The organism is Nitrospirota bacterium, assembly GCA_040754395.1.
Classification (GTDB): domain Bacteria; phylum Nitrospirota; class Thermodesulfovibrionia; order Thermodesulfovibrionales; family SM23-35; genus JBFMCL01.
Map to the genome: position 1 here is coordinate 59,349 of JBFMCL010000010.1, position 26,929 is coordinate 86,277.

21 protein-coding genes are annotated in these 26,929 nt (G+C 50.2%); 14 read left to right on the forward strand and 7 right to left on the reverse strand.

The annotated features are described in order from the left end of the window. Positions 1–143: 143 nt before the first annotated feature. Genes AB1552_06865 through AB1552_06880 form a run of 4 tightly spaced genes read right to left on the reverse strand, consistent with a single transcriptional unit; the run spans position 144 to position 4,504 of the window. Positions 144–476 carry a PilZ domain-containing protein gene (locus tag AB1552_06865; protein ID MEW6053492.1) on the reverse strand — a complete coding sequence of 111 codons (333 nt, stop codon included), beginning with the start codon at positions 474–476 and terminating at the stop codon, positions 144–146. Next, a complete protein-coding gene (locus AB1552_06870) occupies positions 476–1,762 on the reverse strand; it encodes an adenylosuccinate synthase (GenBank protein ID MEW6053493.1) in 1,287 nt (428 codons plus the stop codon). The genes AB1552_06865 and AB1552_06870 overlap by 1 nt, the downstream gene beginning before the upstream one ends. 15 nt (positions 1,763–1,777) lie before the next feature. Beyond that, positions 1,778–3,355: a phosphoglycerate dehydrogenase gene (gene serA / locus AB1552_06875; protein ID MEW6053494.1), complete on the reverse strand. Its 1,578-nt coding sequence runs from the start codon at positions 3,353–3,355 to the stop codon at positions 1,778–1,780. A 9-nt stretch (positions 3,356–3,364) separates the two neighbouring features. Beyond that, positions 3,365–4,504, reverse strand: coding sequence for an alanine--glyoxylate aminotransferase family protein (locus AB1552_06880; protein MEW6053495.1), 1,140 nt, complete (start codon positions 4,502–4,504; stop codon positions 3,365–3,367). Between the two features lie 137 nt (positions 4,505–4,641). On the opposite strand from AB1552_06880, the gene AB1552_06885 reads away from it, so the two are divergent. The 4 genes from AB1552_06885 (at position 4,642) to ispF (ending at position 8,506) form a co-directional block, all read left to right on the forward strand. Beyond that, complete coding sequence (locus tag AB1552_06885) at positions 4,642–6,108, forward strand: DegQ family serine endoprotease (GenBank protein ID MEW6053496.1); 1,467 nt, start codon at positions 4,642–4,644, stop codon at positions 6,106–6,108. Between the two features lie 102 nt (positions 6,109–6,210). Next, positions 6,211–7,215, forward strand: coding sequence for a PIN domain-containing protein (locus AB1552_06890; GenBank protein ID MEW6053497.1), 1,005 nt, complete (start codon positions 6,211–6,213; stop codon positions 7,213–7,215). A gap of 35 nt (positions 7,216–7,250) precedes the next feature. Then, positions 7,251–7,973 carry a 2-C-methyl-D-erythritol 4-phosphate cytidylyltransferase gene (ispD, locus tag AB1552_06895; protein MEW6053498.1) on the forward strand — a complete coding sequence of 241 codons (723 nt, stop codon included), beginning with the start codon at positions 7,251–7,253 and terminating at the stop codon, positions 7,971–7,973. A 59-nt stretch (positions 7,974–8,032) separates the two neighbouring features. After that, the gene (gene ispF, locus AB1552_06900; protein MEW6053499.1) at positions 8,033–8,506 is read left to right on the forward strand and encodes a 2-C-methyl-D-erythritol 2,4-cyclodiphosphate synthase; all 474 of its coding nucleotides are present in this window, start codon (positions 8,033–8,035) and stop codon (positions 8,504–8,506) included. Between the two features lie 237 nt (positions 8,507–8,743). On the opposite strand, the gene selB is transcribed toward ispF, so the two are convergent. The 3 genes from selB to purF form a co-directional block, all read right to left on the reverse strand. Beyond that, the gene (gene selB, locus AB1552_06905; protein ID MEW6053500.1) at positions 8,744–10,624 is read right to left on the reverse strand and encodes a selenocysteine-specific translation elongation factor; all 1,881 of its coding nucleotides are present in this window, start codon (positions 10,622–10,624) and stop codon (positions 8,744–8,746) included. Between the two features lie 140 nt (positions 10,625–10,764). Next, positions 10,765–11,931 (reverse strand): peptidase, encoded by a 1,167-nt coding sequence (locus AB1552_06910; protein MEW6053501.1) that lies wholly within the window; start codon positions 11,929–11,931, stop codon positions 10,765–10,767. Between the two features lie 46 nt (positions 11,932–11,977). Continuing rightward, positions 11,978–13,378, reverse strand: coding sequence for an amidophosphoribosyltransferase (gene purF, locus AB1552_06915; GenBank protein MEW6053502.1), 1,401 nt, complete (start codon positions 13,376–13,378; stop codon positions 11,978–11,980). A gap of 84 nt (positions 13,379–13,462) precedes the next feature. Between purF and selA the strand changes: the two genes are divergently transcribed. The 10 genes from selA (at position 13,463) to AB1552_06965 (ending at position 26,815) form a co-directional block, all read left to right on the forward strand. Next, positions 13,463–14,866 (forward strand): L-seryl-tRNA(Sec) selenium transferase, encoded by a 1,404-nt coding sequence (gene selA, locus AB1552_06920; GenBank protein MEW6053503.1) that lies wholly within the window; start codon positions 13,463–13,465, stop codon positions 14,864–14,866. 270 nt (positions 14,867–15,136) lie between these two features. Beyond that, positions 15,137–17,077, forward strand: coding sequence for a response regulator (locus tag AB1552_06925; protein ID MEW6053504.1), 1,941 nt, complete (start codon positions 15,137–15,139; stop codon positions 17,075–17,077). Positions 17,078–17,166: 89 nt separating this feature from the next. Beyond that, entirely contained in the window at positions 17,167–18,600 is a 1,434-nt protein-coding gene (locus tag AB1552_06930) for a response regulator (GenBank protein MEW6053505.1), read from the forward strand. A 4-nt stretch (positions 18,601–18,604) separates the two neighbouring features. Next, positions 18,605–19,258 (forward strand): response regulator transcription factor, encoded by a 654-nt coding sequence (locus AB1552_06935; GenBank protein ID MEW6053506.1) that lies wholly within the window; start codon positions 18,605–18,607, stop codon positions 19,256–19,258. A 122-nt stretch (positions 19,259–19,380) separates the two neighbouring features. Beyond that, positions 19,381–19,809, forward strand: coding sequence for a response regulator transcription factor (locus AB1552_06940; GenBank protein ID MEW6053507.1), 429 nt, complete (start codon positions 19,381–19,383; stop codon positions 19,807–19,809). Positions 19,810–20,005: 196 nt separating this feature from the next. Continuing rightward, on the forward strand, positions 20,006–22,441 hold the full coding sequence (locus tag AB1552_06945) for an HD domain-containing phosphohydrolase (protein ID MEW6053508.1): 2,436 nt from the start codon (positions 20,006–20,008) through the stop codon (positions 22,439–22,441). Between the two features lie 147 nt (positions 22,442–22,588). Next, positions 22,589–23,296: a TIGR04282 family arsenosugar biosynthesis glycosyltransferase gene (locus AB1552_06950; protein ID MEW6053509.1), complete on the forward strand. Its 708-nt coding sequence runs from the start codon at positions 22,589–22,591 to the stop codon at positions 23,294–23,296. Then, a complete protein-coding gene (locus AB1552_06955; protein MEW6053510.1) occupies positions 23,293–23,985 on the forward strand; it encodes a TIGR04283 family arsenosugar biosynthesis glycosyltransferase in 693 nt (230 codons plus the stop codon). The genes AB1552_06950 and AB1552_06955 overlap by 4 nt, the downstream gene beginning before the upstream one ends. A gap of 173 nt (positions 23,986–24,158) precedes the next feature. Then, complete coding sequence (locus AB1552_06960; GenBank protein ID MEW6053511.1) at positions 24,159–25,523, forward strand: TldD/PmbA family protein; 1,365 nt, start codon at positions 24,159–24,161, stop codon at positions 25,521–25,523. Beyond that, positions 25,523–26,815, forward strand: a complete 1,293-nt coding sequence (locus tag AB1552_06965; GenBank protein ID MEW6053512.1) for a TldD/PmbA family protein — start codon at positions 25,523–25,525, stop codon at positions 26,813–26,815. The genes AB1552_06960 and AB1552_06965 overlap by 1 nt, the downstream gene beginning before the upstream one ends. The last annotated feature ends 114 nt before the right edge of the window (positions 26,816–26,929 follow it).

The following is a 26,929-nucleotide window of genomic DNA, read 5'->3' on the forward strand; positions in this document are numbered from 1 at the left end:
AGAACATTCAGGAAACCGGACATCAGACCGCACAGGCGGTCAGCTAAGCGTGGCATGGGGTAATTCGGAATCGGGCAAACGTGCTACGGATTGTGCGGAACGAAAATCCAGGCAACGCGCAGACACAGACTGACGTTTCTACTCTACTCGCGGGCTTCAAATACTGAAGCCACGAAATCGATGAATGTCTTGTCTTTTTCAAGCAGTTCAATGCCCATCCCGTTCTTCTGGGCTGCAAGGGGAGTTTTTGTGGACCTCCGGACAATCCCCTTCAGAGATGACAACTGATTGTTTGGCAGAATCAGCTGGATGCTGACGATTGTTCCGGGGGTGAAACCCCGGTTGGTCCTGATGAAGATGCCGTTTGAGGATATATCGCTGAGAATCCCCCTGTAGGTTAAATCCCCTGAAGTGAACACTGCTTCAAGCCTTTTAAGGCGTCTCGGGTGTCGTTGATACCCTCTTTGGCGCTCCATCAGAACTGCTGCCTGAGCAGAATAAGCTCGTGTCGCCTCTGGCCAGTGGAGATTAAATGCACCTTCACGCCAAGCATTGTTTCGATCTTCCGTATATAGGTTTTTGCGGCCTTCGGGAGCTTTTTGAAGTCCCGGATGCCGAGGGTGCTCTCGCTCCAGCCATCTGTCTCCTCATAGACGGGCTCGGCCTCCTCGAGGATATTCAGCTCCTTCGGGAATTCTGTATATGTTTTGCCGTTATGTTTATATGCGGTGCAGATTCGTATGGTTTCCAGGCCATCGAGGATATCGAGTTTGGTGATGGCGATTCCTGTGACCCCGTTGATTCGGGCGGAATGCCTGAGGACGATCATGTCAAGCCATCCGCATCTCCTCGGTCTCCCGGTTGTCGCACCGTATTCCCCGCCCTTTTCCCTGAGGTGCTCTCCGAGAGCGTCCCTGATCTCCGTCGGGAACGGACCGCTGCCAACCCTTGTCGTATACGCTTTTACCACACCAAGAACCCTTGTTATCTTTGTCGGCCCGACACCGAGGCCAATACATGCGCCTCCAGCGATGGCGTTGGAGGAGGTTACATAGGGATATGTCCCGTGGTCTATGTCGAGAAGAGTGCCCTGCGCACCTTCAAACAGCACGTTCTTCTTCCGGGCAATCAGCTCGTTGATGAGAATATCAGTGTCGGCGATATGCTCAGAAAGCTTCTCCGCATAGCCCATGTATTCCTGAAAAATACGCTCGGCATCCAGGGGAGGGGCTTTGTAAAGGTGTTCGATCAGGAAATTGACATGCACGAGGTTTGCGCTGAGTTTTTCCCTGAAAAGGTCAGGCTGCAGGAGGTCTGCTACTCTTATCCCCCCCCTGCTGACTTTATCACAATATGCAGGCCCGATACCCCTTCCCGTAGTGCCGATACTCTTTGCTCCCCGGAGCCTTTCATTTTCCCTGTCAAGAACCGTGTGGTAGGGCATGATAAGATGGGCATTCTTACTCAGAAGCAGGTTTTTCCCTACCTGAATCCCTCTCTCCCTGAGGCCGCTGATTTCCTTCAGCAGGGCTGCGGGGTCAACCACCACGCCGTTCCCTATGAGACAGGTCTTGTTCTCGTTCAGTATCCCTGATGGGATAAGGTGGAGAATGAATTTCTCCTGGTTGATGACAACGGTATGTCCGGCATTGTGGCCTCCCTGATATCGTGCAACAATATCTGCTTTTTCTGAGAGGACGTCGACGATTTTTCCCTTACCTTCGTCACCCCACTGTAAACCCACTACAATTACATTAGGCATGGTAATCCCTCGATTTTACAGACGTATCTGTTTGATTGACAGGATATTAGGAAGCTTTTTGATTTCATTTATGACCTTTGGTGATGCATGTGTATCTATGCTGACCACAGAGATAGCCATCCCGCCGGGAGTTTCCCTGCCGAAATGCATCCTGGCGATGTTAATCTTGTTTTTGCCCAGGAGAGTCCCGATATTTCCTATCACCCCGGGCCTGTCGTTGTTGTACATGAAAAGCAGTTCACCTTCAGGCACAATCTCTACCTTGAACTTGTCAATAAATACAATGCGCGGGTCCTTTTTGCTGATCAGCGTGCCGGCAACATAACTTTCCTTTTCTTTTGCCTTCAGCCTGAGCGCGACCATGCTCTGATAGTCCCCTTCATCGGAGGTCTTCATCTCTTTTACTTCTATTCCCCGTTCCCTGGCTATTATGGGGGCATTGACGAAGTTCACTGTCTCTTCAAGAATGGGTGTGAGAAATCCCTTAATGGCGGCGATGGTAACAGGAGCGGTATTGATCTTTGACGCCTCGCCCTTGAATTCAATGGTAATCTCAGTCACACCGCCCTTGAATATCTGTGTTGCGAATCCGCCCAGTTTTTCTGCCAGATTAATGTAAGGCTGTAACTTCTGAATCTGGTCTGCCGGAATTGAGGGAAAGTTGACCGCATTTCTTATTGTTCCGTTGATCAGGTAATCCACGATCTGTTCTGCCACCGCAATTGCCACATTTTCCTGGGCTTCCTTTGTTGAAGCGCCAAGATGGGGGGTGCAGATGATATTGTCAAGGGTGAGGAGCGGGTTGTTGTCCGGAGGCTCTTTTTCGAAGACGTCAAGGGCCGCTCCGGCAACCTTTCCTTCCACGATTGCATCATAGAGGTCTTTTTCGTTGATGATGCCGCCTCTCGCACAGTTGATTATTCTCACTCCCTGCTTCATAATCCTGAAGGCATCCTTGTTCATCAAGTATTTCGTTTCCGGAGTCAGCGGAGTGTGGATGGTAATAAAATCAGAGCGCCTGAATACCTCCTCGACATCGACCTTTTCAACGCCCATGCTCTTTGCCTTATCCTCGCTCAGGAACGGGTCATACGCGATGATGTTCATGGCGAAAGCCTGCATTCTCTTGGCAACCTGACCGCCGATATTGCCTATGCCGATGATTCCGAGCGTTTTATTGAAGAGCTCCACCCCCATGAATTTCTTCTTGTCCCATTGACCGTTCTTCATGGACATGGTAGCCTGTGGTATCTGCCTGGCCAGCGATACGATATGGGCAATCGTATGTTCTGCAGTGGTAATGGTATTTCCTCCCGGGGTATTCATCACCACGATACCTTTCTTTGTCGCCGCTACCCTGTCGACATTGTCAAGCCCTGAACCTGCGCGTCCTATGACCTTCAGGTTTGTCGCAGCGTCAAGAATATCAGCGTTCACCTTTGTTGCTGACCTTATCACCAAACCGTGGTATTCTCCGATACACGCCCTGAGCTCTTCGGTCTTCATGCCTACCTTTACGTCGACCTCAAGACCGGAGTTTTTCAATATCTCAATTCCCTTTGGAGAGATGTTATCACTGACGAGAACCTTCATGTATCCTCCCTAAACCATTAATAACTCTTGCGCAACCGCAACACCTGTGCCGAGTGTGACCGGATGCCCCATCCCCTTCAGTACCATCTCAATACCGGCAATTGCGGTGATTACGTCGAATCTGTCTGCATACCCCAAATGAGCGATCCTGAAAATCTTGCCCCGCGCCCTGTCCTGTCCCCCTGCTGCAGTAATCCCGTATTTTTCACGGAGGTTTTTGTAGACTGCCTGTCCGTCAATTCCGTCAGGGGTCATGATCGCGGTCACCGCATTCGATGGCGACTCTTTAGGATACAGCTTCAGGCCGATAGCCAGAACAGCCTTTCTGGTTGCATTTGCAAGCAATTCATGTCTCTTAAAGACATTCTCTAGACCTTCTGCCTGGAGCATTTTCAGGCTTTCGTTCAATCCGATGATAAGGGTTACCGGTGAGGTAAAGTTGGTCTGGTTCTTGGCAAGGTTCTCCCGTTCTTTTTTGAAATTAAAATAGAATTTTGGCATCTTCGAAGTTTCTGCCCGTGCCCATGCCTTTTCGCTGACACTGACAAAAGCGATGCCCGGCGGCATCATTACACCCTTTTGCGAGCCGCCCACCATGATGTCAATACCCCACGCATCTGTCTTAAGGTCGTGGGCGACCAATGCGCTGATCGCGTCTACAATGAAGAGGGTATCAGGGTATTTTTTCACCACTGATGCCAGAGCTTCTATGTCATGGTACACGCCTGTTGATGTCTCTGATGCCTGCACAAACACGCCCCTGATGTTTCTGTTCTTCTGCAGTCTCTCTTCCACTTCTTCGGGGTTGATCGCATACCCCCATTCAACGGTTATCTCTTCCACATCGAGGCCGTAGGACTGGCAGATTTTTGTCCATCTCTCCCCGAACTTGCCGCCGTTTATTACAAGCACCTTATCTTCCTTATTGAAGAAATTGTTTACGGCGCCAACCATGCCGCCGGTACCGGTAGAGCTTAAAATAAGCACGTCATTCTTCGTCTGATACAGCCACTGGAGGCCTTTCTTCGCGGAATCGAGAACAGGCAGGAAATCCGGGGAACGGTGGTGGATGATCGGCGCTGCCATGGCGAGCAGTACCTCTGAAGGCACGGGTGTTGGGCCGGGTGCCAAAAGATAACGTTTTAACATGCAAAACCCTCCTGAAAACTTTTTATTACAGGTAATTGTATTGATTAGCCAGACTTTGGAAATTAGCACAAGACAGGCTATTTGGTCAAGGGCAGCTACTTTACAACGGCTTAATATCATTATTATAATGAATTATCGTGAAGAAAAAAATAGCGATCAGTATCTCGATTCTCCTTCTTGGTTTCCTGCTCGGAGGGATATCATTCTATTTTCTTGGCAAGATCAACGGGAAGTACCGGTATTCGCCCTATGCTGTCGCGCCGAACGTCCCCCGCCAGATTATGGAGACAGGAAGAGCATTTTCGGATATTGTCAATGCTGTCTCACCATCGGTAGTGAATATCTCTACCACAAAAGTCGTAAAGAGAAATGTTGCTCCCTTTGACGACCCCTTTTTTGATTTATTCAGCCCTTTTCATGAGTTCGGTGCGCCGAAAAGATTCAAGGAACGGAGTCTGGGATCAGGAGTGGTTGTATCTGCGGACGGATATATCATCACCAATAATCATGTTGTGGAAAAGGCTGATGAAATTAAGGTGACCCTGCTCGACAGGCGGACATTCAGAGGCCGTATCGTGGGTGCTGATACCAAAACAGACATTGCCATAATAAAGATAGACGCAAGCAATCTTCCCATGCTGACATGGGGTGATTCGGAAAGACTGCAGGTGGGGGAGTTTGTCCTTGCAATAGGCAGCCCTTACGGCCTGAGCAATACGGTTACGATGGGCATTATCAGTGCAGTCGGACGGGCTAATGTGGGAATTGCGGATTACGAGGATTTCATCCAGACGGATGCCGCGATAAATCCGGGAAACTCCGGAGGGCCTCTCGTGAACATAAAAGGGGAGCTTATCGGGATTAATACCGCAATATTTTCGAGGACCGGCGGATATCAGGGAATCGGTTTTGCGGTTCCCTGCAATATGGTGAGACTCGTGATGGACCAGCTAATCCAGAAAGGAAAGGTTGTCAGGGGATGGATCGGAGTTACCATTCAGGAGCTTACGCCTGAACTCGCTCAGGAATTCGGGTTGAAGAAATCGAAAGGGGCTCTCGTAAGCGATGTGGTGAAGGACAGCCCGGCATCCAGGGCAGGAATTATGCAGGGGGACGTCATTCTTGAGTACAACGACAGGGAAGTGAAAGATGTCAGCAGTCTCAGGAATCTGGTAGCCCAGAGCAAAGCCGGAAACGAGATTCACATGAAGCTGCTCCGGGATGGGCGGGAATTTACGGTGAAGGTGATAATTGTCGAACTGCCAAAAGACGTCGCTGAGGTGATACCCGACCGTTTGCCGGCCGAACAGGAAGCAAGAGTGCTCGCCGGTCTAACGGTCATGGACCTCTCAAGAGAGATTGTCAGGCAGCTCGGGTTCAGTAAAGATGAAAAAGGGGTTGTTGTCGTGAGGGTAGAACCGGGGAGTCCTGCGGAGGATGCAGAGATTAAAAAAGGAGATATAATCAAAGAAATAAATAAAAAGGCGATCAGCAGTCTGGAGGAATATAACAGAATAGCCGCCAGCATAAAACAGAATGAATCCGTTCTCCTTTTTGTCAACAGAGCCGGCAAACGGTTCTATATCATCCTCAAAGCTGCATAGCGATCGAATATGCAAACAAACCCGGGCACTTCCGCCTGTTTTCCGTAATACACGGTCTGCCCCGTCGGGCACATTACTTTTTTTTGAAAGGAGGTGATACACATGTTTCTCATCACAAGAGCCGGGGTTTTTCTGCTCTTTGTACTGTCAGGATTCATTATCGGATCTGAGTATGATCTTGCTGTGTATGGTGTCCTGATGGGAGGAGGCATAGGTCTTATTGCGATAGTTGCAGAGCTAAAAATACATAAGATTGATCTGGGTCCCTTTATAGGAGGGTTGATAGGTATTTCTTTAGGTCTTTTATTTGCTTACCTCATTATGCTTCCCTTGCGACTGATTCTTTCCGAGGAGGTAAAAGCCATATCATTCGGATTAATGGCCGTGTTCGGATACGGAGGACTGCTCCTTGGCCTGAGCAAGGGGAAGGCAATATCCTTTACAAGTCTTTTCAGGTTTTTCAGGGGACAGGGCATTGATGAAAACCTGAAAATTCTTGATACGAGCGTAATAATAGATGGACGCATCGCGGACGTCTGCGAGACAGGGTTTCTTGAAGGAGTTTTTATCCTGCCGCAGTTCATCCTTCAGGAGTTGCAGCATATTGCTGATGCTCCTGACCACATGAAGCGAGCGAGGGGAAGGCGGGGACTCGATGTGCTCCACAAGATCCAGAAAATGTCCCGCATTACTGTAAGGATTGTTGACGAGGATTTTCCCAAGATAAAGGAGGTTGATGCAAAACTTGTGGCCCTTGCAAAGGTCTTGAACGCAAAAGTCATCACCAATGATTTCAACCTGAACAAGGTTGCCGAACTGCAGGGGGTTTCGGTGCTGAACATCAATGAACTGGCGAATTCGCTGAAACCGGTGGTGCTTCCCGGAGAATCCATGAAAGTTTTTATTCTGAAGGAAGGAAAGGAATACAATCAGGGAGTTGCATATCTTGATGACGGCACGATGGTTGTGGTGGAAAACGGCCGGAGGCTTATCGGAAAGAACTCTGAGGTGATTGTGACCAGTGTCCTGCAAACTACCGCAGGGAGAATGATATTCTCGAAGCTCGGAGAAGATTATGAAAGGGATGAAGGAAAGAACGCAAAGTAGAGGACAGTACCGCGCGAAGACGGGAAAGTGAATCTATGCAAAAACAGAAAAAGGTGATAGCGATTGTCCCTGCCGCGGGACTGGGCAGGAGGTTCGGTACTGGAACAAACAAGCCCTTTCAGGAACTCGATGGCAAACCGCTCATTGTCTGGTCGCTGGATGTGCTTGCTTCGGTCAGTCAGATCGACGAGATCATACCGGTCTTCAAGCGCGACGAGATGGAATTCGGGCGGGGTCTGATCGAAGAGTACTGTCTTCAGAAGATACAAAGGATTGCACCAGGAGGGAAGGAACGTCAGGACTCTGTGTTCAGCGGCCTCAGGCTCATTGAAGACAGGGAAAGTGTTATCCTCATCCATGACGGAGTCAGACCGTGTATAGACAGGAATCTTGTCGAACGGGTCCTCGGGGCACTGCAGGATGGCGATATACCGTGTGACGGCGTGATCCCGGGGGTACCGGCAAAAGATACCATTAAGGAAGCCGCAGAGGGAATAGTCACAAAGACCCTGAGGCGGAGCTCCCTCTGGGCGATCCAGACGCCTCAGGCCTTCCCGTACGAAAGTGTCATGCGGGCCTATGAGAGAGCAGGGAAAGAGGGGTTTTACTCAACAGATGACGCTGCCCTTGTGGAAAGAAACGGCGGTATTCTGAGAGTTGTCAAGGGTTCATATAAGAATATCAAGATCACTACACCGGAGGACCTTATCATCGCAGAGGCATTCATAAAGTGCGGGTCTGCCGGCTGCAGGGATTAGGATATGGCTGCATTGCTTATGCACCTATGGTTCTCAGTGAAGGAAAAGGTGTTCGGGAGATGCGAGTCGGCATAGGCTATGATTCTCACAGGCTGGTTGAGGGCAGAAAACTCATCATAGGAGGGATCGCCATCCCGTTCGAAAAAGGGCTGCTCGGTCATTCTGATGCTGATGTGTTATGCCATGCGATTATCGACGCGCTTCTCGGAGCTCTCGGGCTTGGAGATATCGGACAGCATTTTCCGGATACGGATCCGCAGTGGAAGGACGCCTCGAGCATCGAACTCCTTCATAGGATTGTGAAGCTTATTCATATCAATGGATACGAGATCACGTGGGTAGATTCGAATATCATCGCAGAGAGGCCGAAACTTTCCCCGTATATCGAAGCCATGAAACAGGCCATTTCAGAATCGGGGATTCCGCCGGGTGCGATCAATATTAAGGCAAAGACGAATGAAGGCATGGGGTTTACTGGTCGCGGAGAAGGTATTGCAGCCTGCGCCGTATGTCTGCTGAGAAGGATCACGTAACCCAGATTATTCATGATGCGTGGAATAGCAGATGAGATACAGCATCATCGCTCATTCTCGGTCTGCGTTGCAGACCTCCGAGGTACAGAGTGTTCTTCGAAGGCATCGAACACTCTGTAAATCCGCGCTGATACTGCATCTCATCTGTAATTGAGGAAGATATCTATGAATACTACAGGCTAGCCCGCTCTTTGCTGACAGGGCAGGGCATGTCCTGCGGAGGGTCGTTCCTGCCGTCTAATCCTTCAGAAGGAGCTTCCTCACATCGCCGACTCTCAGGGTAACCTTGCTTGAATCGAGATATTCAAGAAAAGGCAGGGCGTATTTTCTTGTGGTATTGAGGACATCCCTGAATTCCGCCACCGTCATTTCAGGCTTTGTGCTGAAAAAGTCTCTCAGGTTCCGGATCAGCTTTTCGTAAGTACGCGCGGAGACATACAATGATTCATTGATCCGTACGAGGCTTTTTTCATTGACCATGAGTTTCAGAATATCCGACAGACGCTTCTGGTCCATTTTCAGGGACTGGGAAAGTTCCTCCTTCGTCGGAGGCTGAAAATCGTTTTTTTCGAGCAAGGCAAGGATTTTTGTCTTGATTGTCTCGTCAACCTGGGACAGGGCGATCTTAAATGTAGCAAGACGGACGAGCTCCTTTTCGGCAACTATGTCCTTGAGAGAAGGCAGTACGTTACCGAAAAGCCGGGGGTCAACAGAAAGATGCGCCCTCAGTTCCTCTTTCAGCATGCCAGGTTTGAGCGGGTTTTTTTTGTGAAAATCCTCCATAACCTTTTTTGCCGTCTCTCTCAGGGCATGACAGGCATTTCTGTGCAGCAGGATATCGTCAAACTGCATGATGATGCCCTTTTCCTTCAAATCATGGACTGCTTTCTGTATGGAGGGAATTTCTTCCTTGATCCATCCTTCGATCATGAAAATCTTGATCCCGTAGATGCCGGCCCTCTTCACCTTTGCCGCAATCTTTTCTGCAAAGGTGCCGTTTTCGAATATCTGCATGTCATCCAGTCCGTCTTTGTAACTGCGGCGGAAGGACAACGGGTCCAGCACTTCACCGCCGCCAATTGTATCGAGTGGAGAAAATCTCCGTATTATGTAACGGTCTCCTGACATGGCAACGACCGGTTCCTGCAGTCTGAGCTGGCAGTAACAGGTTTCCCCGGCCTTTAATTCCGTCCTGCCGAACAGGATTATCCTTGCCGTGGTCTCTGACGTGCCGAGATGGAAATGCACGAGCGCCTTGCTTTTCAGGACAGGAGCGTCCGGCAGCAACTCAACCTTTGCATCGATCTTTTTTGTCGGGGTGAGCCTTTCAGGGACGACTACCGTATCGCCTCTGGACAATTCATCCTTGTCCACTCCCTGGAGGTTGATGGCTACCCGCTGACCGGCAAACGCGGTCGGGATCGGTTTGCCGTGACTGTGAAGACCCCTTACCTTGCTCTTTATCCTGCTGGGAAGAATCTCGATGTCCTGATCAACCGAGATGCTTCCTGCAATGGCTGTTCCGGTCACTACAGTCCCGAATCCCTTCAGGGTGAATACCCGGTCAATCGGCAGACGGAAGAGACCCTTTGTCGGTTTGGGGTCAACCTGCAATGCCACTTCCCTGATTTTTTCCTTCAGCAGATCGAGATTTGCCATGGTCCTTGAAGAGACAGGCACGATCGCTGAACCCTCCAGAAAGGAGCCCTTGACAAAACTTCTCACTTCGTCTTTCACAAGGTCGAGCCAGTCCTTCTCAACCAGGTCTGCCTTCGTAATCGCGATAAGGCCGGACTTGATTCTGAGAAGGTCGCAGATATGCAGGTGCTCACGGCTCTGCGGCATGATCCCCTCATCCGCTGCAATAACCAGCAGTACAAGGTCTATGCCTCCGGCCCCTGCAAGCATGTTCTTGACAAGCCTTTCATGGCCGGGCACGTCCACAATCCCAACGGTCAGTCCGTCAGGATAGCTCAGGTCAGCAAACCCGAGATCAATAGTAATGCCCCGCTCCTTTTCCTCCTTAAGCCTGTCCGGATCCGTCCCTGTCAGTGCCTTGACCAGGGAGCTCTTTCCGTGATCAATATGTCCTGCTGTCCCGAGAATGATATGGCGCATATTCATAACCCTGCCTCGCGTTCTATTATAGCGCAAGAAATGTTTTCATGAATGAACCTTCGAGAAATCTCCCCTCACCGCCTGTCTACACAGGAGGTGCACGGAGATGAGTCGCTGCACTCAACTGGCAGTTATGTTGCTCAGCAGAGCAATTTGCCGGCCCTGAGAATCTCTTTTCTGCTTTTGTCAGGATGGACCAGGGTAACCGTCGGTCTGAAAAAAACAAAATCCTGATGGAAGGGCGTCTTGATGGTTCCGCCCATGGAGCTGTTGTCTCCGAGCGCCATGTGTATAGTGCCCAGTATTTTTTCTGACTCCAGTATATTATCCGGTCTTGTAGCCGCATTGTTTGTCCCTATGCCAAGCTCCGCGATATTGCCGTTTTCCTTTTTTTCAGCGAGTTTTTTTCTGAGGTATCCGACATATTCATCGGCACCTGAAATGTGTACCACATAGCCGTTTTTTATGATAAGCGTGACCGGCGACCGAAGCTGCCTTGTGGGTGCCCATTCGAGGACGAGCTTGCCCTGTGCGGTCCCTTCCACCGGTGCAAGATATACCTCACCCGCAGGAAGGTTTCCGAAGGCCCCCTTTCTGGTCAGGATGCCTGTATCTGACAATACCTTGCGTCCTTTTTTCGAAAAAGAGATGCGGGTGCCGTTCGGGGTCCGCACTTCGATCCGTTCCGCCAGGTTCACAACCTTTGCAATGCCCATGGTTCTTCTGGCCAGTTCCTTCCAGTCAACGTTCATTGACCCTTCAAGCATCGTGATGTCAAAAAGAGGCAGGCTCGCGTATCTACACCCGCAGACAGTCGTCAGAAGATCCCTGAAGCTGGTATGGCTTGTGGAGTAATTGGAGAGCGCGATTACGCAGTTTACCGCAGCGTTCTTGTGTCGCCCGATGATTTCCCGTGCCTTTCTGATCTCCGGGTCCTTTGCGCGTTTTTGCAGTATAGGTTTCAGAAGGTGCTCTTTCTGCAGAGCTTTTATTGCTTTTTCACCGAACGAAAGCTTCCAGAGCCCCGCAGGAGGTTCAGCACCGTGTGTGCCGGTTGCCGGAAATTCAAAGTATATGACTGAGTTGCAGAACGCCTTGCCGATTTCTGATGCCAAAAGGGAAAGGCTTCTGATCTTCAGCCGCCTGTCCCATTCCGCTTCTGTCACTTCTTCATTATCAGAAATCCTGTCATTGAAGATAAGCACCCTCTCATGTCTTCTGACACCGAGGTTGATTCTGAATATATCCCTTAGGGTAGTGTTAATTAACGTATCCAGGACATTTCCGATCTTCTGCTCTTTTTCCAATACCGAAAAAACCCGGCGTGAAGGAACAGTGCAGAGCCGAGCATTTTTACTTGAACAAAAATTCCATCTGTTTGAGATGTTCGCCAGGGAAACTTATCGGATAATCACAGTCAAAACAGGCAGTACAGTAATTGTGAGAATCCGGGACGATCTTCTTGAGCCCTTCAAGGCTGAGATAGGAAAGCGTGTCTGCGGTGACATACTTCCTGATCTCGTCAAGGAGATGGGTAGACGCGATCAGTTCCCTTCTCGTAGGGGTGTCGATACCGTAAAAGCAGGGACCGATGGTCGGCGGGGAACTAATCTTGAGATGCACCTCTTTCGCGCCTCCGCCTTCCCGGAGCATCTTGACAATCTTCTTGCTCGTAGTGCCTCTGACGATCGAATCGTCGATCACAATGAGCCGTTTCCCCTCAAGAAGCTTCCGAACGGGGTTCAGTTTTATCTTTACCCCGAAATGCCTGATGCTGTGTTTTGGTTCGATGAATGTTCTTCCGACATAGTGGTTTCGTATGAGACCGAAATCGAAGGGAATTCGGCTCTCTTCCGAAAACCCGATGGCAGCAGGAACACCGGAGTCAGGGACAGGGATGACAAGGTCAGCATCTATCCTGGACTCCCTTGCAAGCTGCCTGCCGAATTCCTTCCTCATTTCGTTCACGTTCTGACCCCCGAAGATGTTGCTGTCCGGTCGTGAGAAATAGATGAACTCGAATACACAGAATGCTTTCCGGTGACTGTTGAATATCTTCAGAGACTCAAGCCCCTGTTCATTGACGATCAGCACCTCGCCCGGTTCAATGTCACGGATATAGGTTGCGCCGATCAGGTCAAATGCGCAAGTCTCTGACGCGATAACCACCGCGCCATCTTTCATTCCGAGACTGAGCGGTCTCACTCCGAAGGGGTCGCGTACGGCGATGAGCTCTTTTTCTCTCAGAATAAGCAGGCTGAATGACCCGCTGATCTGGGAAACGGCGTGGGCAACTCTTTCATAAAAGTCATTTCCCTTTGAATGAGCGATAAGATGCACGATGACTTCACTGTCAGATGATGACTGGAAAATAGCTCCTTCATCCTCCAGAGAATTCCTGAGGTCCGATGCGCTGACAAGGTTTCCGTTGTGCGCGATCGCGAGCGTACCGAGCGCAAAGTTCGCCACGATGGGCTGCACATTCTTGAGCACACTCGTTCCTGCGGTCGAATATCTGTTATGGCCGATCGCTATGTGGCCCGGAAGCCTTCTCAGACGTTTTTCACTGAAGATGTCGGCGATAAGCCCCATGGACTTTTCGAGAAAAATCTGCTTTCCGTCAGAAGAGCATATGCCTGCACCTTCCTGGCCCCGGTGCTGCAGTGCATACAGCCCGAGATATGTCAGATTTGCTGCTTCAGGATGTCCGTAGACCCCGAATACGCCGCACTCTTCATGAATATCATGGAACATGACAGATATATTTTAACATATATAAGTTCCTTGAAAAAAAGAAATTTTGTTGACCTTAAAATTCGTTCTATGGTAGAAAATTAGATGAATGAAAAGCAGAAAATGCTTTCCCATCTGCCCTCGGTTGATGAGATCTTGAAGCAAGAGCAATGCATTGCATGGCTTCACACCTATCCGAGAAGATATGTCCTGCAGGCGGTGCGGCAGGGGATAGATGCGAAGAGAAAAGAAATCATCGAAGGCCTCGCTGCTGACCTCTCGGACGAGGTGATGATGGCTGACATCGCGAGGAATCTGGAAAAACTTGCTTCTCTCAGCCTGCAACCGCTCATCAATGCAACCGGGGTAGTAATCCATACCAACCTCGGCCGCTCCACATTATCGGAGCGGGCGCTTGAGAATATCAGAAGGGTGTCCGAGAGCTATTCGAATCTTGAATACGATATCGCGCAGGGCAAAAGAGGAAAACGGTATACGCATATCAAGCGCATCCTCAGGGAGGTTACCGGAGCAGAGGACGCACTGGTCGTGAACAATAACGCGGCGGCCGTGCTGCTCTGCCTGAATACCCTTTCGAAAGGGAAAGAGGTGATCGTTTCACGGGGAGAACTGGTCGAGATAGGAGGTTCTTTCAGAATGCCGGATGTCATGGCCGCAAGCGGCGGTATTCTCAGGGAAGTGGGGACGACCAACAAGACCCATCTCCATGATTACGCACAGGCAATCAATGAAAATACCTCTCTGCTCCTGAAAATACATACATCCAATTTCAGGATCGTGGGATTCACCGAAGAAGTATCCATAGAGGAACTTGTAACGCTCGGGAAGAAACATCAGCTTCCGGTCATGTTCGATCTCGGAAGCGGATGTCTTGTCGATCTGAAGCAATATGGCCTGCACGATGAACCGGCTGTCAGGGAGATCGTCGCAAAAGGGGTTGACATCACGACCTTCAGCGGGGACAAGCTCCTGGGAGGCCCCCAGGGAGGGGTCATTGTCGGGAAAAAGGAATACATAGAGAGACTCCAGAAAAACCCGATGACACGGGCGATGAGGATAGACAAGCTGACACTTGCAGGATTCGAGGCAACACTGATGGAGTATGTCGATGAGGAGAAGGCAATGAAGAATATCCCGACTCTCAGGATGCTCCTTCAAAAGCCTGAAGAGATAAGGGCCAGGGCAAACAGGATAGCAAGGAAAATAAAGGGCCGGATCAGCGGCCTGCAGATTAAGGTTATTCAGGATGTATCAAGGGCAGGCGGCGGAGCGCTCCCTGAGGTTGACCTTCCTACCTATGCAGTAGCAGTCACTTCCAATGAACTCTCGGTCAACGAATTCGAAGAACGGTTGCGTAAGGGTACCCCGCCGATTATCACGAGGATCAAGGAGGATTCCCTGATCTTTGATGCAAGGACGATCAGGGAAAGAGATTTCGACGGCATCCTGCAGGGAATCGAGGCGGTGCTGTCAGGGAATTCCCCGTAACGCGACCTGTGCCGGACTGAGCAGTCTCACTCCGTACAGGTGGAATGCCGGAAAGTGTTCAACTGCAGCAATACGCAATGCCCGTGCAATTCCAATCCTTCTGCATAATACCTGGAAATTTACAAATACGCAGACACATGCGATAATTGAAATGCAAAGCATATGTGTTACGAACAGAAAAGGCTTTTTCATACGCGACAACAGAGCAGGATTTGACATGGCATACGCAGGCAGGCTGTCCGGTTGCTATATCAAAGGAGGAAAAGGAGCGTGAATATCCCGCTTGCTGTCCTGATCATAGAGGATTCGGACGATGACACTCTGCTCATTGTCCGCGAACTGCGGCAGGCGGGTTATGATCCCCGATATGAAAGGGTTGAAACCGCCCAGGCGATGAGAAAAGCCCTTGAGCAACAGATGTGGGATATCGTCGTTTCGGATTATGTGATGCCCAGTTTCAGCGGACTGGACGCATTGAAACTCATGCAGGAGAAAGGTCTTGACCTCCCGTTTATTATTGTTACCGGCAATATCACCGAAGATATGGCTGTTGAGGCCATGAAAGCCGGTGCCCATGACTGTGTGATGAAAGGCAAACTGTCGCGTCTCGCTCCCGCAGTGCAGAGAGAACTGAGAGAGTCGGAAGGACGCAAGAGACGCAGGCAGGCGGAAGAGAAACTGCGCCAGATAGAGGAACAGTATCGTGCTGTTATTGAGGATATGCCGGCGCTTATCTGCCGCTTCCTGCCCGATGGCACCCTTACCTTTGTCAACGAGGCATACAGCCGGTATTTCAACAAAAACAGTGCGGAACTCATAGGGAGCAATTTCTTGCATTTCATCCCGGAACATGAAAGAACGCATGTCAGAAAATTGTATTCGTCGCTGACTCCTGAGAAACCGATCATTCACTATGAGCATACCGTATTGGCCCCTGACGAAACAATCAGGTGGCAGCGGTGGATTGACCGTGCGATCTTCAACCCGCACGGCGTGCTCATTGAGTATCAATCCATCGGAGAAGATGTGACTGATCTCAAGAAGGCTGAGGAAGAAAAACTCAGGCTGAGAGAGCAACTTCTTCAGGCCCAGAAAATGGAAGCCATCGGCCAGCTTGCCGGCGGCATCGCCCACGACTTCAATAACATTCTGACAGCAATCATGGGGTATGTGCATTTTTTGAAGGCAAGCCTGACTGCTGATAAACCTGCACGGAAATATGTCGACCAGATATTGTCAGCCGCAGAAAGGGCGGCAAAACTTACCCAGAGCCTTCTGGCTTTTAGCAGAAAGCAGATCATCAACCCGAAACCGTTGAGATTAAACGAAATTGTCGAACATATCCAGAAACTTCTCCTCCGGATTATCGGGGAAGACGTAGAGCTGAGTACTATCCTGACCGGGAAAGATACCGGGGTAATGGCAGATGCCGGACAGATTGAACAGGTATTGATGAATCTTGCGGCAAATGCAAGGGATGCAATGCCCGAAGGAGGGCTCCTCAGGATAGAAACCGAGGTGATCGAACTGGACGAAGCATTCGTGAAGATGCACGGATATGGAAAAAACGGCAGGTACGTGCTGATGACAGTTACGGATACAGGAACAGGCATGGATCAGGGAATCCGGGAAAGGATATTTGAACCGTTCTTCACCACAAAGGAATTTGGCAGGGGTACAGGTCTTGGCCTGTCCATCGTGTATGGCATCATCAAGCAGCATGAGGGATTCATCAATGTCTACAGCGAACCCGGCAAGGGGACAACATTCAAGATATATCTTCCCCTGATCACCGCAAGAACAGAAGAAGTGCAGCCGGAGAGCGTGAGCCCTTTGGCTGGTGGTTCGGAGACCATACTCCTTGCAGAGGATGATGACGGTGTCCGGATATTCACCAAATCCCTGCTTCAGAAGTTCGGATATACCGTCGTGGAGGCGTCGGACGGGGAAGACGCAATACGCAGGTTCAGGGAATATCAGGACCGGATACATCTCCTCCTCATCGATGTCATCATGCCGAAGAAGAACGGCAAAGAGGTATATGATGAAATAACAAAGGTAACCCCTGAAATGAAAGTGCTCTTCATGAGCGGGTATACCGCGGACATCATCCACAAGAAAGGGATTGCCGAGGAAGGACTGGATTTTGTCCTGAAACCTGTCTCGCCGACCGAGCTGCTGAGAAAGCTGCGGGAACTGCTTGACAGGTGATTCAGCATGAAGGAGTATATGGGCACAGATGATTGCTGCATGTGCAGGAGCCGGAAACACTGAACATGAGGGAGTGAAAACCGTATGCCATGACGAGACATAAGACTCGCACAGGACGCATACTTGTTGTCGATGATGACACTGCCGTACTGGCCCCGCTATCTGACATTCTGTCCGAAATGGGCTATGAGGTTGTAGGGTACCTTTCGCCAAATGAGGCTTTGCCGGTATTGGAGGAAAAGGATTTTGACCTGCTGATTACCGACCTTATGATGCCGGAAATGGACGGCATTTCCTTTATTAAGAAAGCTCAGGCAAAAACCCCTCTTCTTGTGTGTGTTGTGGTGACCGGACATGCGACGGTCAGGACCGCAGTGGAAGCAATGAAGGCCGGTGCATTTGATTACATCACAAAGCCCATAGAATGGAAAAACCTGCGGCTGATACTGGAACGGGCAATGGAAGTCAGCCAGCTTCGGAAATCAGAGGAAAAATACCGTGCGATTGTTGAAGATCAGATGGAATTTATCTGCCGTTTCCTGCCCGATGGTACCATTACTTACATCAACAAGGCATATTCACGTTTTTTCAGCAGCATACCCGAAGAGCTTATCGGCCGGAATTTCTTTCAGTTTCTGTCTGACGCGGTGAGAGATTGTGTAAGAACGCATTACTCTTCCCTGAGTCCGGGGAATCCGGTCACAGCCTATGAGCTTTGCATGACTAAACCTGACGGGGGAATCAGCTGGCACCGGTGGACGGGCCGGGCATTATTCGATGACCTCGGACGCCTTATCGAATTTCAGTCAGTGGGCCATGACATTACCGAACGTGTACAGGCAGAGCTGGAGCTGAAAGAGTCGAGAGATCAGCTGAAAGCGCTCACCAAGCGCCTGGCAGAGGCAGAAGAGGCTGAGCGCCGGAGACTTGCCCGCGAACTGCATGACCTGGTGGGACAGAACCTCACGGCGCTCGGGATTAATCTGAATATGCTTCATGACCAGCTGTCCCCGGTAATGACACAAGAGATCGGGATGCGGCTGAATGATGCGCTCTCCATACTTGCGGAGACAGCAAAGAGCATACGGGATGTCATGACCGATCTTCGTCCTTCTGTTCTTGATGACTATGGCCTGTTTGCCGCAATGCGCTGGTACAGCGACCAGTTTTCAAAGCGCACCGGCACCGATATCGTTCTGCAGGGCAATGAACTTGTTCCGCGATTGCCCGTTGAAGCCGAAACGACTTTTTTCCGCATTGCCCAGGAAGTATTGACCAATGTGGCGAAGCATGCGCAGGCACAGCACATCACAATCTCCCTTCAAGAAGAGAGGGGAATTGTACAGATGGCCATTACTGATGACGGCAAGGGATTTGCACACACTCTGCTGAAAGAGATTCCCGGCAGGAAAGGGTTGGGGCTGATCAACATTAAGGAGAGAGCGGAAACAATTGGCGGAAATGTGCAGGTGACCTCCGCGCCGGGAAAAGGTACACGGGTCGCAGTTGAAATAGCGAGATGAAGGGATGACGATAAGGGTTTTTATTGCTGACGACCATGCGGTGGTGCGGGATGGACTGAAACTCCTGCTGGAGGCGCATGGTGACATCGTGGTCGTTGGCGAAGCAGCAGACGGACGCCAGACAGTGAGAATGGTAAAGCAGTCGCGTCCTGATATCGTGCTAATGGATGTTGCCATGCCGAAGCTCAATGGCATAGATGCTGCCCGTCAGATCCTCGAATGCTGCCCTTCCATTAAGGTGGTTGTGCTCTCCATGCATGCCTCAAATGAATACGTCTATCAGGCATTGAAGGCAGGTGCGAGGGGATATCTTCTGAAGGAATCGGCGGGCAAAGAGGTGGTAAATGCTGTGCGTACCGTTTACAGCGGCAGGAGGTATCTGAGCCAGCAGATTACCGAAACAGTCCTCGAAGGCTATATGCAAAAGGCAGGCGCAATGTCTTCCAGAAGTCCGGTGGAACGTCTCAGTACCCGTGAACGGGAGATCCTGCAGTGTATTGTTGACGGAAGATCCAATGCCGAGATTGCAAAACACCTTTCTCTTTCCATTAAGACAGTGGAAACATACAAAAGCCGCCTGATGGCAAAACTCAACATACATGACCTACCCGCTCTGGTAAAATTTGCGATCAGGCATGGACTGACAACAGTCAAATAAATCCGTACCGTCGTCAAAATATCCCCTCAGGTTCTGTCAAGATCTCCTGACAGACAACAACACAACAAAATACTACAATAGTATTTATTTAAATATTTATGTAAAAATTTTGGGTAAAACTTGTGTCTGGCGCAGATAGCACACAGAAACCTCAGAAGCCAACGATCCTTGTGGTAGAAGATCATGACGCCTTGCGTGATTCTTTGAAAAAATGGCTCAGTTCGATTTTCCAGGACTGCAGCGTGCTCCAGGCCAGAAGCGGAGAAGAGGCGCTGGATGCGCTTTCGGACCATCCGCCGGATGTCGTCTTAATGGATGTCATGCTGCCGGGGATGAACGGTATCGAAACTGTCCGGAAGATAAAGCATTCGCTGCCGGATGTCAGTGTGGTAATGCTGAGTATCTATGAAGACCCTGCGTATAAGACAGATGCAGCGGACGCAGGGGTGGATGCATATGTGTCAAAGCGGAAAATGGGAACTGAATTGATTCCGGTCATTACAAAGCTGCTGTATGGTCAGGGGTTCAGAAATGCGGGTTTGTCAATATAATGCTGTGAAACATGACATATACCGGACCTTATTGCCCACAGGAAACAATCTTCCCAATCTCCTCTTTTTTCGGCAACATGCGAATATTCAAAAAAATATGTGATAAAATCATGATAACGCAATCTGACATGAACACCATCCGGATATGGCCCCGGAAAAAACTTGTGTGTATTGTATCGCTGTCCGGATCAGACAAATGACACAGAAAAGGAAAAAAACAGCGCGCAGCACCGAATTACCTGCAAAGATGAAATGCTGGGAGGTTTTTCAGTGTGCAGAAAGAGACTGCCCCGCATTCAGGAAACGCGACCTGAAATGCTGGCTCAAATCAGGGACTCACTGCAGGAAAGAGATCCATGGCAAATTTGTGGAAAAGCTGGAAATGTGCCTTGCGTGTAAGGTATTTAAAGCCAATATGGATGTTGCTGCAATGCACAAGACCCTGAAATCGGTCAGCGTCCAGCTCAAAGAATACAGGAAAAAGGTTGCTGCCCATGACCGCGAACAGGAACACATGAATATGGAACTCGCGATAGGGATGTCCGAGGTCTTTGAGGCATTGAAAAAGATTTCCCTGGGCGACCCTTCGATAAGAATCGGGGAAGCTTCGAAAATCGAGCTGGTCAGGAAATTGAAACAGATCGTGAACCTCACCGCGGAAAATATCGGGGAGATTGTTAACCAGTCTCACGAGTTCGCGATGGTGCTTGCCGAACATTTTGATGTCCTGCATCGGGTATCACAGGGGGACCTGCATGCACGGGTCTCCGGAAAATCTCCCATTGAACTGCTGGAAGCGCTCAAAAACGTCACCAATGACATGATCGTGAGCATTGAACGGGAAATTGCCGAGCGCAGGCAGACCGCGGAAACCCTGCGGAGTCTGGAGGCGCTTGAATCATCGATCCTCAGCGCGATCCCTCACGCGGTCGTCGGGCTCCGCGAGCGCAGGATATTTTTTGCGAATAACGCGGTTGAAGCGGTTTTTGGATGGAAACCGGAAGAGCTGATCGGCAGGAACACGCGCGTTCTGTACCGGAGTGACGAAGAGTATGAGGAGATAGGAAGGCACTTCTATCCTGTTCTTGAAACGCAGAGAGTCCACGGGGAGGAATTTCCCTGCAGGAAGAAGAACGGCGCAGACATGATGTGCATGGTGAGCGCATCGGTGATTGGTCCGGCATTGGAGCAACAGGGCATCGTTGTCATTTATGAAGACATCTCTGAACGCAAACATATGGAAGCAGCGCTCAGGGAGAGCGAAAAGAAATACCTTGACCTCTATCAGAATGCGCCTGACGGCTACCATTCACTGGGACCTGACGGCACAATCCTTGAAGTAAACAATACATGGCTTGAGATGTTCGGATACGATCGGGATGAGATCCTCGGTAAAAGTACATTTCCTGACCTCCTCACCGAGGAAGGGAAACAAATCTTCCGGCAATCATTTGCCGAGCTGAAACAGAAGGGATCAGTCGAAAACATCGGGTATTCTGTTCGGCGGAAAGACGGCACCCTGCTCCCTGTGGTGATTAATGCCACTGTGGTGAATGATGAACACGGACGATTTGTGAGAACACGGACGATTGTTCGTGACAACAGCGAAAAGATGGTATACGAGAAACGGCTTATGCGTGCATCAAATGAATGGCGTGCAACATTCGACTCCATGCCGTACGGCGCCATGCTGCTTGATAGAGACCTGAAAATCATGCGGGCCAATATCTACCTTTCCGGCATATTTCAGAAACCTATTCAGGATTTCATAGGGGCTGATTGCAGCATATTGCCATTCACTCACAGCGGGCCGAAAGAGTTCTGCACTATGCTCGGGACCAAGGATACACATGCCACAGAGAAACTGGAATTTCATGATACGGTGCTCAACCGGCATTTTCTGATGCAGGGAACCCCTGTACTGGACGATGAAGGGCTGATAAGGGCTTTTGTGATCTCCCTGATCGATATCTCCGAGCTCAAGGAAAAGGAACAGAGACTGACCGAAGGCAAGGACGCGTTTTTCAACATGCTCAAGGAACTGGACGTTTCCTATAAGGAGCTCAAAGGGCTTTATGAGAGCCTCATCCATTCATTTGTCAATGCGATAGATGCAAAAAGCCCGTGGACAAAAGGACACTCCGAACGGGTCACCCGCTATGCAGTTGCTATTGCACGCGAGCTCGATCTCAGGGAGAAAGAGATCGATATGCTCAGGATCGCTGCCCTCCTTCATGATATCGGCAAGATCGGCACGTACGACCAGATTCTGGATAAGCCGGGAAAGCTGACCGACGAAGAATTTGCCCTCATACGGATGCATCCGGTGCGGGGGGAGGAGATCCTGAAACCCATAAAACAGTTCCAGGATCTGCTTCCGATTGTACGGCATCATCACGAACGATTGGACGGAAGGGGATACCCCGACAAACTTACAGACGGACAGATACCGCTCCTGTCAAAGATTATCTGTATCGCCGATTCGTATGATTCCATGACATCCGACCGGCCGTACAGGCCTGCTCCGCCACCGGAATACGCGCTCTCCGAACTGGAAAAATGCAAAGGCACCCAGTTTGACCCGGACGCTGTAGATGCGTTTCTCAAATTTCTCGCAAAAAACGGAAAGTAATCCCGCCAGGTACACATAAACAGCTTCCTTCTCTGTAAATAGGTTTTACATGAAGGGGTGTGCAGGTGTGGTATCATGAAAAAATGAAGATCCTGATACTGAATACACTGAAGATCTTCCTGAGAAGCTTTTTCCAGGGATGCCGGGATGTCTGATGAAAAGTGCATACTCCTTTTTGTAAAAACCCCCGCACGGGGGAAGGTAAAATCGCGCCTCGCAGCGGAACTGGGCGAAGAGAGTGCCCTGCACCTGTATGAAAATTTTGTCCTTGATATGCTGGATACCCTGAAAGGGGTGGAACACAGGCTGAAAATCTGTTTCTTTCCCCCGGATTCGGAAAAACAGCTGACTGACTGGCTCGGAGAAGGCTATGCATATCTGCCCCAGAGAGGTTCCGATCTGGGTGAAAGAATGAAGAATGCCTTTCTCGCTGCCTTTGCGGAAGGGTTTTCCAGGGTCCTGATCATCGGCAGTGACATCCCGGATATCCCATATGCACTGCTCAATGAGGCACTGGCATCAGACACAGCCGATGCAGTCATCGGACCGTCATCTGACGGAGGCTATTATCTGATCGGGTTTACGCGTCACTCCTTTCTCCCTGACATATTCAGCGGGATCGCGTGGGGCACTGATACAGTCTTCGAAAAGACAATGGAGATATTTGCGGAACGCAGGAGCAACGTGCACCTGCTGCCGCAATGGCAGGATGTGGACAGGCTCCGGGATCTCAGGGAGTTGTTTGCGAGAAACAGGGATTCGCAGTTTGCAGAATCAAGGACAATGGCGATTCTGAGGGAAAATCAGGAAACGTTTTTTCAATACACAGGACGGGGTTTCACGACACACCAATGAACCATGCATTTTCCGTGGTAATTCCGGTCCTCAGTGAGTCATCGATAATCAACCGGACTGTTGAGCATGTCTGCAATGCGGGGGCAGGCGTTAGTCTCGAAGTGATAGTGGTCGATGGAGATCCCGGGGGAAGTACGATCCGCTGCATTCGCCATGAAAAGGCGGTGACGCTGATATCTCCGAAAGGCCGTGGGCGGCAGATGAATACAGGGGCATCTGTTGCCCGCGGAGATATCCTGCTGTTCCTTCATGCGGATACGGAACTTCCTGACCAGGCCTTCAGCGCCATCGCGTCATGTATCGACAATCACTATGCAGGAGGGGCATTCGATCTGGGCATCAAATCGCAGCGGTTTGTATTCAGGCTGATCGAACAGATGGTCCGCATCCGGACACGTCTTACCGGGATACCATACGGGGATCAGGCCATTTTTGTCACAAAGGAGTGTTTTGCAGAGGTGAAGGGGTTCAGGGAGATTCCGGTCATGGAAGACGTTGACTTCATGAGGCGCATTAAAAGGGCTGCACGCAGGTTCTGCATCATTCCATGCAAGGTAATGACGTCTTCACGGAGGTGGGAGAAAGAGGGCGTGCTCTTCTGCACACTGCGCAACTGGATGCTGATCAGTCTTTACCTGTTGGGCGTGCATCCTGACAGGCTGACAAAATTCTATCACAGAGACCCCTGACCCTGAATTGACCGCAGAACTGCCCTCTGAAAATCCTGTTCCGCTGTTCCCCGGAAATTCCCATGAGGATTCGGTGATACTTTATAATACTACCAGGGCATGAATAAACATCGTCCGCAAGGGAACGGGCTGAGTACCCGGGATAACGACTCAATTAATACACAGGGAGTACCATGTTTGACAGATTACGGTCTATACTTTCGCACGCAACAGCTGAGTATGCGGATATCCGGTACGAGGTAAAAAAGGATACAAGGATAGTTTTTCACGGAAGGGAGCTTTTTCATATCGGCTCGAACGCAACGGACGGGTTTGTCGTAAGAATCCTGAAAGACGGGGGATTGTCTTCTGTTGCATTCACGCGTGCGGAGGATGCCGTAAAAGCGGTAAGCACTGTGCAGGAAAATGCCGCACTCATGGCCAGCCATGCAAAAAAACCTGTGGTGTTTGCGAATACCGATGCGATTAAGGATACGTTCCTTCCTGATATCGAAGAGGACCCCCGGATTATCCATATCGATGAGAAACTCCGGCTGACAGAGCACTATAATTCCATACCGATACGGCACGAAAAGATAGCCACGACACATATCCACTACAGCGAAGTCATACGCGAAAAGCACTTCCTGAGTACAGAGGGATCTGAAATAAGGGAAGATCTTATTACTACCTATGTGGGAGGAATGATTACCAGCAAGGACGGGACATTGACACAGAATGTACGGGTATCTGCAGGGGGGAGTCACGGGTTTGCGCTGCTCAGGAACCAGGAAGAGGAATTCGAGAAAAAAACCGCAATAGCCATAGATCTGCTTTCTGCACAGCCGGTGCAAGGGGGCACATATAATGTGGTGCTCAATCAGGACCTGGCAGGCGTTTTTACCCATGAGGCATTCGGGCATTTCTCAGAGGCTGATCTGATTGAGGATTCCCCGACCATGAGGGAAAGGATGCAGATCGGCGCATGTCTTGGCAGCGAAGTGCTCAGCATCACTGATGACCCTACCGTGCCGCGGCAGCTGGGTTTTTACTGCTACGACGATGAAGGGGTGAAGGCGCGTCCTGTAACACTGATGAAACAGGGCGTCCTTGCGGGCCGTCTGCATTCAAGGAGAACTGCTGCTGCCTTCGGAGAGGCATTGACCGGACATTGTGTCGCGGAGGATTACCGGTATGCCCCATTGGTGAGGATGGGGAACATATTTATCGAACCCGGCATGCATTCCCTTGAAGACCTCCTGTCGATGCTTGGAGACGGCTTGTATATTCTTGATCATAAGGGGGGACAGACGAGCGGGGAAAATTTTACCTTCGGCGCACAATACGGCTATATCGTGAAGAGAGGCAGGATCGGGTCCATGATACGGGACATAAACATTTCCGGCAACCTTTATCATACCCTCAAGAACATCTCTGCAGTCGGGAACGATCTTGTGCTGAGTAATTCAGGGGGATGCGGGAAAGGGCAGCTGAATATCCGCTCCTGTCACGGGGCTCCTCATACGCTCGTCAATACGGTGATTATAGGAGGAATATAATGGAACACCTCCTGGAGAAAGCCGGAAAAATCTGTGACCAGGCAGAGGTGTACGCCTCGGAGAGCAGGGGAGACAGGGTATCCTTCGAGAACGGGCGGTTAAAGGACATTGAGAGCAGCTTCCAGTACGGAGTGAGCCTGCGGATCATCAGGGATAATATACTGGGGTTTGCCTACACGAAAAATCTTGCGGACGAAGACGAACTTATACGGAACGCCCTTGATTCCCTGAAGGGAGGTGTAGAAGGTTCCTTTCGCCTTCCCCTCACAGAGAGAGTGCCTTCCCTGGATACCTTCGATGCTTCTCTCGAGACCCTCACGAATTCCGCACTGGTCGGGGAAAGCGCAAGGATATGTGATCTCCTGTCCCAGAAGACGAAAGGACAGATCAATGTATCGGCGAACAGGTCGGTTCACAGGAAAAGGCTCATGAACAGTTCAGGGTCAGACCTTGGCCTTCGGTCATCCGCATATGTGCTGAATGCACGGGTCCTTTATCCCTATTCCTCTGCATCCCTGAACCGCCCCCATGTCGTAAAAACTTTCAAAAGAGTCCCTGATGAATACCTGGATCATCTTGCCGGAATGTACAATCAGTCAGTAAGGGAAGCGACGCCTGACCGGAAGAAACTGAAAGTCCTGTTTCTTCCTGAAACTGTCTATGTGCTCATGTGGAGACTGCAGCACGCGGTCAACGGGATGAGCATCTACCAGAGAACATCGCCTCTTGCAGGAAAATTGGGCGAGAAGATATTTGATGAAAAACTCACTGTCGTGAATGATCCTCTGAATGATTCTCTTCCCGGTGCAAGGGCATTTGATGATGAAGGGACCCTGTGCGGCAGCTTCCCTTTGGTCGAACGCGGTGTGCTCCGCAATTTCTGTTATGATCTGTATTTTGCCAGCAAGCTGAAAACCGTCTCCTCAGGGCATGGATTCAAAGGATCGTTTTCGTCAAAGCCGCTTCCGTCGCTCAATCATCTTGTGATCATGCCCGGCAGCAGATCATTTTCCGAAATCGTGCAGTCCGTTGACTTCGGCATAATCGTTGCCGGAGCGCTGGGTGCACACAGCGGCAACATACCCAACGGGGACTTCTCTGTAGGTGTTTCACCTGCACTCTATATTGAGAAGGGCGAAATAACCGGGCATATAAAAGATGTGATGGTCGCCGGCAACATATACCACGCCCTGTCAGATATCATTGAGGTGGAGAACACCCTGCATCCCTCTTTCGGAGGCGAATTCCCTGCGCTGTTACTGGACAATGTCCACGTAACGTGCAAAACATAGTCCTGACTTACCGTCCCCGGGGATTCACCCTCATCACGTCAGCAGTATTGTATACGCAATAGCTGCGGGAAACTGGTAATATACAGCAAGTTTCCTTGACATCTCATGTGCAGA

Excerpts from the sequence above, each read along its gene's own strand:
- serA (MEW6053494.1), bottom strand. The coding sequence starts at position 3,355 with ATGAAGGTTCTCGTCAGTGATAACATCTCTCCAAAGGGAATTGAGATA.
- AB1552_06880 (MEW6053495.1), bottom strand. The coding sequence starts at position 4,504 with ATGTTAAAACGTTATCTTTTGGCACCCGGCCCAACACCCGTGCCTTCA.
- AB1552_06930 (MEW6053505.1), top strand. The coding sequence starts at position 17,167 with ATGACGAGACATAAGACTCGCACAGGACGCATACTTGTTGTCGATGAT.
- AB1552_06945 (MEW6053508.1), top strand. The coding sequence starts at position 20,006 with ATGACACAGAAAAGGAAAAAAACAGCGCGCAGCACCGAATTACCTGCA.
- AB1552_06935 (MEW6053506.1), top strand. The coding sequence starts at position 18,605 with ATGACGATAAGGGTTTTTATTGCTGACGACCATGCGGTGGTGCGGGAT.
- AB1552_06865 (MEW6053492.1), bottom strand. The coding sequence starts at position 476 with ATGGAGCGCCAAAGAGGGTATCAACGACACCCGAGACGCCTTAAAAGG.
- AB1552_06960 (MEW6053511.1), top strand. The coding sequence starts at position 24,159 with ATGTTTGACAGATTACGGTCTATACTTTCGCACGCAACAGCTGAGTAT.
- selB (MEW6053500.1), bottom strand. The coding sequence starts at position 10,624 with ATGCGCCATATCATTCTCGGGACAGCAGGACATATTGATCACGGAAAG.
- AB1552_06965 (MEW6053512.1), top strand. The coding sequence starts at position 25,523 with ATGGAACACCTCCTGGAGAAAGCCGGAAAAATCTGTGACCAGGCAGAG.
- purF (MEW6053502.1), bottom strand. The coding sequence starts at position 13,378 with ATGTTCCATGATATTCATGAAGAGTGCGGCGTATTCGGGGTCTACGGA.
- AB1552_06870 (MEW6053493.1), bottom strand. The coding sequence starts at position 1,762 with ATGCCTAATGTAATTGTAGTGGGTTTACAGTGGGGTGACGAAGGTAAG.
- AB1552_06890 (MEW6053497.1), top strand. The coding sequence starts at position 6,211 with ATGTTTCTCATCACAAGAGCCGGGGTTTTTCTGCTCTTTGTACTGTCA.
- AB1552_06955 (MEW6053510.1), top strand. The coding sequence starts at position 23,293 with ATGAACCATGCATTTTCCGTGGTAATTCCGGTCCTCAGTGAGTCATCG.
- ispF (MEW6053499.1), top strand. The coding sequence starts at position 8,033 with ATGCGAGTCGGCATAGGCTATGATTCTCACAGGCTGGTTGAGGGCAGA.
- ispD (MEW6053498.1), top strand. The coding sequence starts at position 7,251 with ATGCAAAAACAGAAAAAGGTGATAGCGATTGTCCCTGCCGCGGGACTG.
- AB1552_06950 (MEW6053509.1), top strand. The coding sequence starts at position 22,589 with ATGTCTGATGAAAAGTGCATACTCCTTTTTGTAAAAACCCCCGCACGG.
- selA (MEW6053503.1), top strand. The coding sequence starts at position 13,463 with ATGAATGAAAAGCAGAAAATGCTTTCCCATCTGCCCTCGGTTGATGAG.